This window comes from Nonomuraea sp. NPDC003560 (assembly GCF_042878785.1).
Lineage (GTDB): Bacteria > Actinomycetota > Actinomycetes > Streptosporangiales > Streptosporangiaceae > Nonomuraea.
Window position 1 is genome coordinate 1,116,826 of record NZ_JBIAOF010000002.1, and the last position, 13,204, is coordinate 1,130,029.

Consider the following 13,204-nt stretch of genomic DNA (forward strand, 5'->3'; position numbering starts at 1 on the left):
CGTCGGTGACGATGACGTCGTCCGGCTGCGTGTTCGCCGGCTTCACCACTGCGGGGCCGACGGCGTGGGCATCGCCGCGAAGTCGTAGACCTTCTTCCACAGCACGCCGCTCCTGCCGCCGGCCGAACCGTTGACGACGTAGTAGAGATCGGTTCCGGCCACCACGGCCAGCGGGGTCCTGCCGGGGGAGAGCGCGAAGCTGTTCTCCTCGTAGTAGCCGCTCCACCCGCCGTCGCGCGAGATCAGGTAACTGCCGATGGTGTTGTCACGGTCCTCGGTGATGGTGATGACGCCGTAGCCGCTTCGGGAGAGCGCGACGGACGGGCCGTTCCTCGTGTAGCCCGGGGTGCCTGTCGCGTAGACCCGGAACGGATTCGTCCAGTTGCCGGTCCCGTACCGCTGCCGCGACATGTACACGTAGTTGTCGGTGCCCGTGAAGGCGAGCACGACCTGGTTCCAGGGAGCGGGGTCGCCGTTGGCGCCCACCTGGGCGGCCAGTCCAGGCGCGTCCTTGCTCCGCGCGCCCGGCACGACGCTGGGCGAGCTGTAGGTGCCGGTGTCGCCGTTGTAGTACATCGTCCAGATGTCGTCGGTGGACTGGCTGTTCCAGGCGAGCATGAAGGAGTTGCCGGGGAGCGCGGCCGCCGCCACGGGCTCGGTGTCGGTGGTGCGCGTGTCGTTGGGGATCCTGGTCCAGCCGGGCAGGGTGGCGGGTAGCTGGTAGCTCGGGCTGAGCTGGACGCGGTGCTGGTAGACGTGGCCCTCGGTGCCGGTGTGGAAGATCCGGAAGTTGCCGCGGCCTCCGTCGTCGGTCCAGATCACCCGCGGCGGCGTCCAGGTCTGGGCGTTGGGCAGCGAGTACGCGGGCCCGTTGTTCAACGAGATCCAGATGGAGTCGTTGTCCGCGCCGCGCCAGGCGTGCAGGATGTTGCCGCGGTCGTCGCGCGCCTCTCCCGGAGTGGACCTGCTGGTGATCTGCCCGCCGGCGTAGGTCACCGGCTGCCAGTCGGACCCCTCACCGGGGAAGCCCCAGGAGCTGATCGAGGCGCCGCCGTCGTCGGCCGAGGCCGGCGGCGTCATTCCACCGGCGGAGGCGATCAGCGACACGGCCGCGATGAACAACCTCTTCTTGACGAACATCTCTTCTCCCGCATCGTCTCTCGAATCGACGGCCATCGCGCCGTTGGCCCGGCGGTGACTCATGGACCGTCGTTACAGAGACAAAGTGCGGGAGGCCGCCCGTGACATGACGCTCGTCACATCACCGTCCCGCTCGCGGACGACGGCGGGGCCGCGGATCCTCAGGCCGTGAGCGCCGCGCCTTCGAGCAGCGTGGTGCGGATCTGCTTGCGTGAGGAGATGCCGAGCTTCGCGAAGACCTTGCGCAGGTGCCATTCGACGGTGTGCGGGCTGATGAAGAGCTGAGCGCCGATCTCGGGGTTCGTCAGCCCGTCGCCGGCCAGGCGCGCTATCTGCGCCTCCTGGGCGGTGAGAGTGGCGCGTGCCTCGACGGTGCGCCTGCGTACCGTCTCACCGGTGGCCTGGAGCTCGCGCCGGGCGCGTTCCGCGAACGCCTCGGCCCCCATGTCGCCGAGCAGCTCGTATGCGATGCCCAGCTGCTCGCGCGCGTCGAGGCGGCGGTTCTCCCGGCGCAGCCACTCGCCGTAGAGCAGCCGGGTGCGGGCGAGCGTCGTCCGGACCTCGGTGCGGCCGAGCCGCTCGATCGCCTCGCGGTAGAGAACGTCGGCGTCCGCTCCGTCGCTCACCTGGGCCCGTAGGCACGCCGAGGTGCCGAGGGCCCAGTCGGTGCCGCTGGCTCGGGCCATCTCGTCGAGCCGCCGGGCGACCTCGGCCGCCCGGGCGGGCCTCCCGCTCCGGACGGCGGCCTCGACGAGCTCGACCGTGGACCTGATGGCCGTCCCGCCGAGCTCCTGCGGGTGCTCGAAGGCCCGCTCGGCGGCGACGTACGCCTCCTCGTACCGGCCGAGGCCGTTGCAGAGCACCGCGCTCGCCCATTGGGTGGCGGTCACCACCTTGCCTTCTCCCTGAATGGCCGGGTCCCGCGTGATCGCTGCGCTCACCTGACGGGTCGCGGCCTCCCGTCCTCTCCACGGCTCGAGGATCAGGGCCGCGTACTGGGCCAGGTAGCGGCTGCCCGTCACCTCGCCGATCGTCGCCGCCTCGGCGACCAGCGCGTCGGCCAGGGCGAACTCACCGGCGAGGACCCTGTTCGACACGAGCATGTGGAGGGCTGAGGGCAGCACCGACAGGGCGCCCGCCTCGCGTGCCAGATCGACCAGCCTCGCGGAGAGCACCGACCAACTGTCGAAGTCCCAGACGTTATGGGCCATCCGGGACGCGAACGGCAGCCAGCCAAGGCCCTGTTCCCTGGAGACCCCTTCGGCGCGGAAGGACTCCAGGGCCCGCAGCACCATCGGCACGCCCGCGGCGGAACCCTCGGTGAGCGCCACGCCCACGCCGTTCAGGAGCAGGTCGTTGCGCTCCGGCGGCGGACCCGGCGGTGCGGCGAGCAGCGCCTCGGCGATGTCCGCCACCTGGGCGCCGCTCGGCAGCCGGCCCGCGTTCATGGCCGCGTTCAACGTGTCGCGGTAGGTCTCGCGGGCCAGCCCGGCGTCCAGCGGCGCCAGGCGCTCACCGGCTCTGAGCAGCAGTGGGAAGGCGGAGCCTGCGCTCCTGGAGGCGAACGCGATCTGACCGCGCAGCAGGTCCGCCTGGGCGCGTTCGCGTTCGTCCAGAGTGCTGAGTTCGGCTGCGTCCAGCAGTTCGAGCGCGGCGTCGTACCCGCCGGCCTGGTACTTGGCCCGTGCCGCCGCCAAGGCCCTGGCGCCGCGGCGCGCGTGGTCGGGGGTCAGCTCGGCTGCCCGCTCGTGGAACGCCGCCGCCGCGGCGACCCCGCCGCGCGCCTGCGCCCGATCGGCCGAGCGCTCCAACTCGGCGGCCACCGTCTCGTCGGGGCCGGCCGTCGCGTTGGCGAGGTGCCACGCCCGGCGATCGGGGTCCGCTCGGGGATCGGTCGCGTCGGCCAGCGCCCGGTGGACGTCCTGCCGGTCCTGCGGGGACGCGACGCGGTAGGCCGCCGATCGCATGAGGGGATGGCGGAAACGCACCCGCGTACCGATGGTGATCAGCCCCGCCGCCTCGGCCGGCGACGCGGCGGACACCTCGATGCCCAGCAACTCCGCCGCGCGGGTCAGCAGGGTCACGTCCCCGACCGGCTCGGCCGCCGCGATGAGCAGCAGCCGCTGTGTCTCGGCCGGCAACGACCGGACCCGCCGCAGGAAGCCCTGCTCGATCTGACCGGCCAGCGGTCGCGCGTCGGGCCGCCCGAATCCACCCGCCAGCTCCGCCGGCGCCAGCCCCCGGGGCAGTTCGAGCAGGGCCAGCGGGTTTCCCTGCGTCTCGACGACGATCCGGTCCCGGACCTGCTCGTCGAGCCGTCCGGGAGTCACGGAGTCCAGCAGGGCGCGGGCGTCGCTGTCGCTCAGCCGTCCCACGTCGAGCTGGGGCAGCCCCTTCAGCTCCGGTCCGAGGTGGTGCTCGCGCACCGCGAACACCAGCCCGATCGGCTCCGCGAGCAGGCGCCGCGCGACGAAGGCGAGGGTCTGCGCGGAGACCTGGTCGAGCCACTGCGCGTCATCGACGAGGCAGACCAGCGGCCCTTTCCCGGCCACGTCGGCGAGCAGGCTGAGCACCGCGAGCCCGACCAGGAAGCGGTCCGGAGGAGTTCCCGCGCTCAGGCCGAACGCCGTCCCGAGCGCGTCGCGTTGCGGGCCCGGCAGGCGACCCAGATGCTCCAGGAACGGGGAGCACAGCTGATGCAGCCCGCCGAAGGCCAGCTCCATCTCGGATTCCACGCCGGTCGCCTTGATGATCCGGCAGCCGGACGCGCTGTCCCGCGCGTACTCCAGCAGCGCCGTCTTGCCGATGCCGGCCTCGCCGCGCAGAACCAGGACCGAGCTGTGGCCGTCCTGCACCGTCGCCACGAGCTGATCCAGCGTCTCGCACTCCAGCTGCCGCCCGAGAAGTCGCGACCCGGGACCCCCGCTTGCCATGGCACTGCCCCCGACGATCATCTGTTCGTGGCCCCATGACCGCTGAACATGGGGAAAAACCGGCGCTACATCCTCGATGGAGACGTAACCTACCGTTCTGCCATCAAGCCCAGCAATCTGCTGGTGACACCGGCCGCAGGGTGAGCCGGGTGGTCGCGGAGCATCCCACCGCCCGAGGCTCCTCCGCTGCCCCGACGCCCGCCACGGTGCGGGCCAGGGTACCGACCACGGTGTTCCCAGGGCGCGATGGAGCAGCCCGGACGGCGACCGTGATCGCAGTGGCATCACCGGATGCCAGCTGTCGAACGGAGCCGCCATCGTGACCATGAGCCTGTTGGAGTCGTACGAAGACCACGCAGAGCAGACCCGTGACCGGTCGATCACCCATGGGGACGGAGACGATCCGGCGTTCGTCAGCGCCGCGCCCCGGCTTCTCACGATCGGTCTGCGCGTCCTGCAGGACGTGGGCGAAGCCGAGGACGTGGTGCAGGAGACGTGGCTGCGTTGGGCCCGTGCCGATCGGTCGGTCGTCATCAGCCCGCCGGCGTTCCTCGCGCTGACCACCGCGAGGCTCGCCATCAACGTCGCCCGGTCCGCCCGCAGGCGCCGGGAGACCTCCGCCGGCTCCTGGCTCCCGGAGACGGCGGACCTCGCCGCCGGGCCCGAGACGGCAGCCGAACGACGAGAGGCGGTCGACACTGCGATCCGGCTGCTGCTGGAGCGGCTGACACCCGCCGAACGAGCCGTCTATCTCCTGCGCACGGCCTTCGACTACCCCTACCGCCAGATCTCCGAGCTCCTCCACCTCGGCGAAGACCACGCGCGGCAACTCCTGCGACGCGCGCGCAACCACCTCGCCACCGAGCGACGCCACCAGGTGAGCACCACCGCGCACCGGCGCCTCGTGCGGACGTTCGTCGCCGCCGCCCAGTCCGGCGACCTCGCCGCGCTGGAAGAGGTGCTCACCGCCGACATCGTCCGCTGAGTTCGATCGCTGGTGCGGCGATCTGTCACAGATCACGATGCCGTCCGGTCTTTCGGGTGAATCGGACGCCGAAAGAGCGACAGGAGCGTGAGCGTGCCCTCGACCATGACCACCATCCGGATCCGGGTCAGGATGAGCTCCCGGCCCGTCGACGAGCCGCATCGCGCGTCGAGCCAGCTCGAACTGCTCTTCGATCTCACCTTCGTGGTCGCGGTCGCGGCCGTCACGGCGCAGTTCGCGCACGTCATCGCCGAAGGTCATGGCCTGACCGGGCTGGTCCCGTTCCTCCAGGTGTTCTTCGCCATCTGGTGGGCGTGGATGAACTTCACCTGGTTCGCCTCGTCCTACGACACCGACGACGTTCCCTACCGGCTGCTGACCATGGTGCAGATGGCGGGGGTGCTGGTCCTGGCCGTCGGCGTGCCCGCCGCGGCCGGCCGCTCCGACTACGGGATCATCACCCTGGGCTACCTCATCATGAGGATCGGGCTCGTCGCCCAATGGCTGAGGGCCGCGGTCGAAGACCCGGCGAGCCGCCGTACGGGGCTGCGCTACGCCGCGGGCATCGGTCTGGTCGAGCTGGGCTGGTTGCTCCGGCTCGCTCTCCTGGACGCCGGCCTCCTGCCGGCGTCGCTCCAGCTGCCGTTCTTCGCCTGCCTGGTCGTCCTGGAGCTGGCGGTGCCGTGGTGGGCGGAGCGGGCCAGGGCGACCACCTGGCACCCGCGGCACATCGCCGAGCGCTACGGCCTGTTCACGATCATTCTGCTGGGCGAGAGCGTCCTGGCCGCGAGCAGAGGGGTTGAAGGGGCGTTCGAAGCGGCTCCCCTCGTCGTCATCGCCGGATCCGGTCTCGTCCTGCTGTTCGCCCTGTGGTGGCTGTACTTCCTGGTCGAGGCGGGGGAGGGGCTCAGCGAGCGGCGTCACCGGTCGTACTGGTGGGGGTACGGCCACTTCGGCGTCTTCGCCGCGCTGGCGGCCCTCGGCGCCGGGCTCGAGGTCGCGGTGGAGCAGAGCGGGCGCCAGGTGGCGGCATCGCCGACGGCGATCGGCTACGCGGTCGCCGTCCCGGTCGGGGTGTATCTCATCCTGCTCCGGGCGGTGCATGCGCTGGTCGACGCGGACTCCGTCGTCCCCCGCGCCGCCGTGGCAGGGTGCGTCGGCGCCGTCATGTCGTCGCCGCTCGCGGCGCCGTGGATCGGGGTGGCCGCCGTGGTCGCGCTGATCGCGGCCGCCTGCGTCGCGCTGGTCGCCGTCGCCATCTGGGCGGCACGCGGCCGACACTCTCAAGGAGAGTCACCTGCCGGCCAACCCTGAGACGGTGCGCATCGTCACCGAGGGGGCCGCGCGACGTCTCAACCGTGGGAAAGCTCGCCGAATAGCCGGATCTTGTCACAAATGCCGAGGCTGCCCTGTCTTAGCTGGCGATCGGATCACATGGGCGCGGGAGTCGGCGGGCTGAGGCCGGATCGCCGGCCGACTGGAGATCCCTTGGAGGAGACATGAGCACCCCGAACGGTGAGAACGAGTTCCTGTACGAGCTCCACGTCGAGATCGAGGAGGAGCTGATCATCACCGAGGCCAGCCACCCGGAGGACGAGGTGGGGCAGCCGGTCACCGAGTGGCTGTACGACCCGACGGACGTCGAGCGCGAGAAGATCGCTCTGCGGGGGCTGCGCGACGCGGTCGAGGTGCTGGAGGACGGCTGGCGGCCGGGTGACGACGTTGCCTGAGCCGCGGATCGGCACGCTCGGCAGCCTGCGTGAGCATCTGCAGTGGGCGATCGAGCTGGAGCACGCGACGTTGCCGCCGTACCTGACGGCGCTGTACTCGTTGGATCCGGAGCGCAATCCGGTGGCTGTGGAGGTGGTGAGCGGCGTCTTCGTGGAGGAGATGCTGCATCTGGCGTTGGCGGCGAATCTGCTGAACGCGGTCGGTGGCACGCCGCGTCTGGATATGCCGGGGATGTTGCCGCCGTTTCCGCGCAGGCTGCCTCATGGTGATCTGGAGGTGTCGCTGGTGCCGTTCGGCGCGCAGGCGCTGGAGATGTTCCTGCGCCTGGAGCGTCCGGCGCCGCCCGGCGCGCCGCCGGAGGATGACGGCTACGAGACGATCGGGCAGTTCTACGCTGCGATCGAGCAGGGGTTGCGCCATCTGTGCGGAACGCTCGGCGAGAAGGAGGTGTTCTGCGGCGACCCGGCCCGGCAGGTGAGCGGCGCCCACTTCCGCCACACCGGCGGCAGACTAGTCGCCGTCACCGACCTCGCCTCCGCGCTGGACGCGCTTGAGGAGATCGTCGAGCAGGGGGAGGGCAACGCCCGCGGCGAGGTCTGGGACGGTGACCAGGACGAGGTCGCCCATTACTACCGTTTCATGGAGCTGAAGCTCGGCCGCCGCTACCGGCGCGGGGACACCCCTGAGTCCGGGCCCACCGGTGAAAGGCTCCCGGTGGATCTCACCGGGGTGTTCCCCATGACGCCCGGCCCTGCCGACCGCGCCGCGCAGGAGGAGTTCGACCACGCCTACTGCGCCATCCTCCATCTGCTGGAGCTGGCCTTCAACGGCAGCCCGAGGATGCTCGCCGTCGCCACCGGCGAGATGTACGCGCTCAAGGCCCAGGCGCAGGAGCTGATGCGGCGGGGCGGCCTCACCTTCGAGTACGTCCCGCCTGAGCTGCGCCGCTGGAGCGCGGGCGACCACCAGCGGATCGTCGTGCTCCGGGATGGGCCGTACGTCGTGTACGGTCGCGTCCCCCTGCGGCGCAAGCGGAAGATCGTCTCCGCCGAGCAGAAGAACGCGCTCACCTGGAAGACCGGCGAGCCGCTGGAGACCGAGGAAACCTACGCGCTGTGCCGCTGCGGCCGTTCGGGCGCCAAGCCGTTCTGTGACGGCACTCACGCCGTGATCGGCTTCGACGGCACGGAGGCCGCGCCGATGCGGCCCTACCAGGAGTTGCAGCACGTGCACGACGGCGTCGGCATCTCCGCGCGGCGGGTGGGCGAGCTGTGCGTGCACGCCGCCTTCTGCATCGGCCGGACCAGGCCCATCGCCAAGATGCTCGACGACACCGCCGACAGCGACGTGCGCTCGGACGTCATGGGCCGCATCGATCACTGCCCCTCCGGCTCCTACAGCTTTGCCCTCGAACGCGGCGGCGAGACGATCGAGGCCGACCTCCCGCGCGCCGTCTCGGTGCTGGAGGAGGAGGACGGCCTCGCCGGCGCGCTGTGGGTGACCGGTGGAATCCCCGTCACCCGATCGGACGGCCTGCCGCTGGAGACTAGGAACCGGATGACGCTGTGCCGTTGCGGTCACTCCGGCAACAAACCGCTCTGCGACGGCACCCATCGCGAGATCGGCTTTCACGAGTGAACAACCAGAGAGGCAATCCCATGAACCGACCAGTCGTTCTCCTCGTCCACGGCGCCTTCGCCGAGTCGGCCAGTTGGAACCGCGTCATCCGGCGCCTGCGCGACAGCCGGCTCACCGCGGTCGCCGTGGCCAACCCGCTGCGCGGCTTCGAGGGCAGCACGCTCGGCCAGGCGCTGCAGGCCTACCCGGTGGCCTCCGGCGGCGACGAGTTCCGCATCGACCCCGCCACGTTCCACCGCCAGTTCTGTGCCGACCTCGACAGCGAGGAGGCCGCGCTGATGGCCGCGACCCAGCGGCCGGTGACCGAGCGCGCCCTGTCCGACGGGCTCGCCGTCGACGAGGCGCCCTGGCGCACCGTCCCGTCCTGGTTCGTCCACGGTGACAAGGACCGCAACATCCCGGCCGCCGCACTGCGCTTCATGGCCGAGCGCGCGGACTCGCGCGGCACGCGCGAGATCGCCGGCGCCTCCCACGCGCTCGCGGCCTCCCAGCCCGACGCCGTGACAGCGACTATCCTCGACGCCGCGGACCACGCGCGAGGCTGACGAACCCCTGTTCAGGCCGACGGGCGAATCGATGTGGGGCACATGAACACGGAATCCCTGGAACAGGCGGACGCTCTCGATCGGGCGGCGTCCGCCTTCATCGAGCTGCGCCCGCGGCTGTTCGGCATCGCCTACCGGATGCTGGGCAGCGCGGCCGAGGCCGAGGACATCGTCCAGGAGGTGTGGCTGCGCTGGCAGGACACCGACCGAGAGACCATCGAGAACCCGCCGGCCTTCCTGGCGCTGGTCACCACCCGGCTGGCCATCAACCTGGCGCAGTCGGCGCGCGTGCGGCGGGAATCCTACATCGGCCCCTGGCTGCCGGAACCCGTGGACACCAGTCTCGACCCCACTGTCGGCGCCGAACGCGGCGAAGCGCTGGAGCTGGCCCTTCTGCTCCTGCTGGAGAGGCTCAATCCCACCGAGCGCGCCGCCTACGTCCTGCGCGAGGCCTTCGACTACCCCTATCCGCAGATAGCGGAGATCCTGCGGCTCACCCCGGTCAACGTCCGGCAGATCGTGAGCCGCGCCCGCAGGCGCGTGACCGCCGTCCGCCACGAGCCCGTCGACAGGCTCCAGCACCGGCGCCTCCTGGAGACGTTCCTCGACGCCGCCCGGACGGGAAACGTCGGCGCCCTGGAGAAGCTCTTCGCCGCCGACGTCGTCAGCTCCTCCGACGGCGACGGCATCAGGGGATCGGCCAAGTTCCCGGTGCTGGGCAACGAGCGGGTGGCCAGGTTCGTGGCCGCGTTCTCGCCGCGGTTCTGGCCGGGCACCGCCGTCACGTGGGTCGAGATGAACGGGCTGCCAGGCGTGCTCGTCACCCGGGACGGCACCGGCGTCGCCCTGCTCGCCATGGAGGCCTCCAAGGAGGGGATCCACCACCTGTTGTGGATCCTCAACCCGGCCAAGATCGAGGCCTTCGAGCGCTCGCGCAGCCGCTCTGTCACAACGTAACGGGCTGTCCGGTCTTATCTGCCAACGATGAAGGAGGCGGCAGACCATGACCGAGGCGGGCGCCGAGTCGCTGGCGGAGATGCTCGACGAACGGCAGCACCTGCTCGGGATCGCTCTGTCCATGTTCGGCTCGGACACCACGGCCGAGCACGTCGTCCAGGAGACCTATCGCCGCTGGTACGCCCTCGACGAGGAGGAGCGCGCCGCCATCGCGGTGCCGCGCGCCTGGCTGACGCGGACAGCGGGAAACATCTGCCTGCAGCTCGTCGCCGACCCCGACCCTGACCCCGTGCCTGGCGGCCGGGTGACGCGGGCCCGGCCCGTGCCGTACCCGGCCTCGCACCAGGCCGGGTACGGCCCGCAGATGCGCGCCGGGCACGAGCGGGTGGCCCGCCGGTTCGCCGCGGCCTGCCAGGCGGGCGACACCGAGGCGCTGCGGGAGGTCCTGGCCGCCGACGCGATCGTCGTCAGCGATGGCGGCGGCAAGGTGCGCGTCGCCGTACGGCCGGCCCACGGTGCGGACGCGGTCGCGCGGGTCGTCACGGCGTTGCTGATCGACCAGCCGGGAACCGAGCCGGCCATCGGATCGGTGAACGGCAGGACGGGGCTCGTGCTGCGGCGGGCGGGCAAGGTCGTGGCGGTGGTCAGCGTGAGCGTGGCCGGAGCCGAGGTCACGGCGGTGTGGATCATCCTGAACCCCGACAAACTCCAGCGTTGGCACTGAACGGCATACCGGTGCACGACCAGATCCCCCCGGGTACTTCTTCGGGTCGAGCATGGTCTGCGTGCTCTCGCCCTGGTCCAGGCGGCGCGCGATCAGCACGCTCCTCCTCGGACACGAGGCCGCCTGTCACAACCGAGGGGGCTGCCTTGTCTTAGCTGACGACGAGGGCGCACCACAGCGCCCGGAAAGCCAGAAGGGTGCCAGCAATGAAAATCGTGGTGATCGGCGGGACCGGGCTCATCGGGTCGAAGCTGGTGAGGAAGCTGGGCGAGCACGGCCACGAGGCCGTGGCCGCGTCGCCGAACACCGGCGTCGACACGCTGACCGGGGAGGGCCTGGCCGAGGTGCTGAAGGGCGCCGAGGTCGTGATCGACGTGTCGAACTCGCCCTCGTTCGAGCGCGAGGCCGTCATGAAGTTCTTCCAGACCTCCACCGGCAACCTGCTGGCGGCCGAGGCGGCCGCCGGGGTGGGCCATCACGTGGCGGTGTCGATCGTGGGGACCGAACGGATGCCGGAGAACGGCTACTTCGCGGCGAAGATCGCCCAGGAGCAGCTGATCGAGAAGTCCGGCATCCCGTTCTCGCTGGTGCACTCCACCCAGTTCTTCGAGTTCGCCCGCGGCATCGCCGACGAGGGCACCGTCGACGGCAAGGTGCACATCGCGCCGGTGCTGTTCCAGCCGATCGCGGGCGACGACGTGGCCCAGGCGGTCGGCAGGACCGCGGTGGGGACGCCGCTGAACGGCCGGATCGAGATCGCCGGACCGACCCGGTACAAGATGGACGAGTTCTTCCGCAAGGCGTTGGCCGCCTGGGGCGACACCCGCGAGGTCGTCACCGACCCGCAGGCGCGCTACTTCGGCAGCGTGCTCGGCGAGCGGTCGCTGGTGCCCGCCGACGGCGCGCGGCTCGGCACCATCACCTACGAAGACTGGCTCGACCAGTCCGACGCGAAGTAGGGCGGGGCGATGGACAAGCCGCGATCGACCGCGTGGCAGACGGCGCTGACCGTGCTGCAGGAGGCGCAGCCTCCGTTCATCCCCGAGGGCGCGCACGCCATGACCGTGGTCATCGAGTACCCGCCCGGAGACCCGGGCGCGCCGCCGCATCGCCACCCGGGTCCCGCCTTCGGCGTCGTCCTTGAGGGCGAGATGCTGATGGAGCTGGAAGGGGAGCCGGAGCGGGTGATCCGCGCCGGCGAGGCGTTCTGGGAGCCGGGTGGCGACGTCATCCACTACCAGGACGGCAACAATCGCGCCGATGTCCCGGTACGGTTCACGGTCACCATGCTGTGCGAGCCGGGCAAGCCGATGTTCACGCTGGTGGAAGAGGCCGAGCTGGCCCGGCGCAAGGACCGCCGCGCGCCACGCCCGTCCTGAACCCCGGCGAGGTGTCCGCAGCGTGACGGCACGGGCTGCCGTCATCGCTGCCTGATCCCAGGATCGAACCAGGCCGCCGGCCCATCGGCCGGCGGTCCGATCCGCCATGCCGACAACCCGAGGTATGACACGAATGAAGCACGAACGACCGGTCCGGATCGGCACGCTCGGCAGCCTGCGTGAGCATCTGCAGTGGGCGATCGAGCTGGAGCACGCGACGTTGCCGCCGTACCTGACGGCGCTGTACTCGTTGGATCCGGAGCGCAATCCGGTGGCTGTGGAGGTGGTGAGCGGCGTCTTCGTGGAGGAGATGCTGCATCTGGCGTTGGCGGCGAATCTGCTGAACGCGGTCGGTGGCACGCCGCGTCTGGATATGCCGGGGATGTTGCCGCCGTATCCGCGCAGGCTGCCTCATGGTGATCTGGAGGTGTCGCTGGTGCCGTTCGGCGCGCAGGCGCTGGAGATGTTCCTGCGCCTGGAGCGTCCGGCGCCGCCCGGCGCGCCGCCGGAGGATGACGGCTACGAGACGATCGGGCAGTTCTACGCTGCGATCGAGCAGGGGTTGCGCCATCTGTGCGGAACGCTCGGCGAGAAGGAGGTGTTCTGCGGGGACCCGGCCCGGCAGGTGAGCGGCGCCCACTTCCGCCACACTGCCGGATCGCTGTTCGCCGTCGAGGATCTGGAGTCCGCGCTCGGCGCGCTGAAGGAGATCGTCGAGCAGGGGGAGGGCAACGCCCGCGGCGAGGTCTGGGACGGTGACCAGGACGTCCTCCACCCCGAGCGGAAAGAGGTCGCCCACTACTACCGCTTTCAGGAGCTCAAGCTCGGCCGCCGTTACCAGCGGGGCGACACCCCGAAGACCGGCCCGACCGGCGAGAAGGTCGGCGTCGACCCGGACGGCGTGCTGCCGATGACACCCAACCCGCGGCCCGCCGAGCCGGGCAGTGCCGTACGGGCGGCGCAGGATCTGTTCGACACCACCTACAGCACCCTGCTGAACCTGCTGGAACAGGCGTTCAACGGCGACCCGAAGCGGCTCACGGACGCCACCCGCACCATGTTCACGCTCAGGGCCCAGGCGCAGGCCCTGATGGCGCTGCCCGGCGGCGCCGGTCCCACCTTCGCCTACGTGCCGCCCGAAGCACGCAGCTGATCCATGAAACCTCTCCGCT

General features: G+C 70.9%; 12 protein-coding genes. 10 read left to right on the forward strand and 2 right to left on the reverse strand.

The window, feature by feature from the left end; all coding sequences use genetic code 11:
• Positions 1 to 42: 42 nt before the first annotated feature.
• Together ACFYUV_RS10555 and ACFYUV_RS10560 are read right to left on the reverse strand one after the other, a co-directional pair.
• Positions 43 to 1,140 (reverse strand): hypothetical protein, encoded by a 1,098-nt coding sequence (locus ACFYUV_RS10555; protein WP_387667302.1) that lies wholly within the window; start codon positions 1,138 to 1,140, stop codon positions 43 to 45.
• 161 nt (positions 1,141 to 1,301) lie between these two features.
• Positions 1,302 to 4,094 (reverse strand): ATP-binding protein, encoded by a 2,793-nt coding sequence (locus ACFYUV_RS10560; protein ID WP_387667305.1) that lies wholly within the window; start codon positions 4,092 to 4,094, stop codon positions 1,302 to 1,304.
• 304 nt (positions 4,095 to 4,398) lie between these two features.
• Here ACFYUV_RS10560 and ACFYUV_RS10565 point away from each other — a divergent pair, with 304 nt between their 5' ends.
• The 10 genes from ACFYUV_RS10565 to ACFYUV_RS10610 all read left to right on the forward strand — a co-directional run bounded on the left by ACFYUV_RS10565 (position 4,399) and on the right by ACFYUV_RS10610 (position 13,185).
• Entirely contained in the window at positions 4,399 to 5,058 is a 660-nt protein-coding gene (locus tag ACFYUV_RS10565) for a sigma-70 family RNA polymerase sigma factor (protein ID WP_387667308.1), read from the forward strand.
• Positions 5,059 to 5,151: 93 nt separating this feature from the next.
• Positions 5,152 to 6,372 (forward strand): low temperature requirement protein A, encoded by a 1,221-nt coding sequence (locus ACFYUV_RS10570; protein WP_387667311.1) that lies wholly within the window; start codon positions 5,152 to 5,154, stop codon positions 6,370 to 6,372.
• 185 nt (positions 6,373 to 6,557) lie between these two features.
• Positions 6,558 to 6,788 (forward strand): hypothetical protein, encoded by a 231-nt coding sequence (locus ACFYUV_RS10575; protein ID WP_387667314.1) that lies wholly within the window; start codon positions 6,558 to 6,560, stop codon positions 6,786 to 6,788.
• On the forward strand, positions 6,772 to 8,427 hold the full coding sequence (locus ACFYUV_RS10580; protein WP_387667317.1) for a ferritin-like domain-containing protein: 1,656 nt from the start codon (positions 6,772 to 6,774) through the stop codon (positions 8,425 to 8,427). The genes ACFYUV_RS10575 and ACFYUV_RS10580 overlap by 17 nt, the downstream gene beginning before the upstream one ends.
• Positions 8,428 to 8,447: 20 nt before the next feature.
• Positions 8,448 to 8,972, forward strand: a complete 525-nt coding sequence (locus ACFYUV_RS10585; protein ID WP_387667319.1) for an alpha/beta fold hydrolase — start codon at positions 8,448 to 8,450, stop codon at positions 8,970 to 8,972.
• Positions 8,973 to 9,014: 42 nt separating this feature from the next.
• Complete coding sequence (locus ACFYUV_RS10590) at positions 9,015 to 9,929, forward strand: RNA polymerase sigma-70 factor (RefSeq protein ID WP_387667322.1); 915 nt, start codon at positions 9,015 to 9,017, stop codon at positions 9,927 to 9,929.
• A 46-nt stretch (positions 9,930 to 9,975) separates the two neighbouring features.
• On the forward strand, positions 9,976 to 10,653 hold the full coding sequence (locus ACFYUV_RS10595) for a sigma factor (RefSeq protein ID WP_387667325.1): 678 nt from the start codon (positions 9,976 to 9,978) through the stop codon (positions 10,651 to 10,653).
• Positions 10,654 to 10,859: 206 nt separating this feature from the next.
• Entirely contained in the window at positions 10,860 to 11,612 is a 753-nt protein-coding gene (locus ACFYUV_RS10600; protein ID WP_387667327.1) for an SDR family oxidoreductase, read from the forward strand.
• A 9-nt stretch (positions 11,613 to 11,621) separates the two neighbouring features.
• Positions 11,622 to 12,032, forward strand: coding sequence for a cupin domain-containing protein (locus tag ACFYUV_RS10605; RefSeq protein ID WP_387667330.1), 411 nt, complete (start codon positions 11,622 to 11,624; stop codon positions 12,030 to 12,032).
• 133 nt (positions 12,033 to 12,165) lie between these two features.
• Complete coding sequence (locus tag ACFYUV_RS10610; protein ID WP_387667332.1) at positions 12,166 to 13,185, forward strand: ferritin-like protein; 1,020 nt, start codon at positions 12,166 to 12,168, stop codon at positions 13,183 to 13,185.
• Positions 13,186 to 13,204 lie beyond the last annotated feature (19 nt).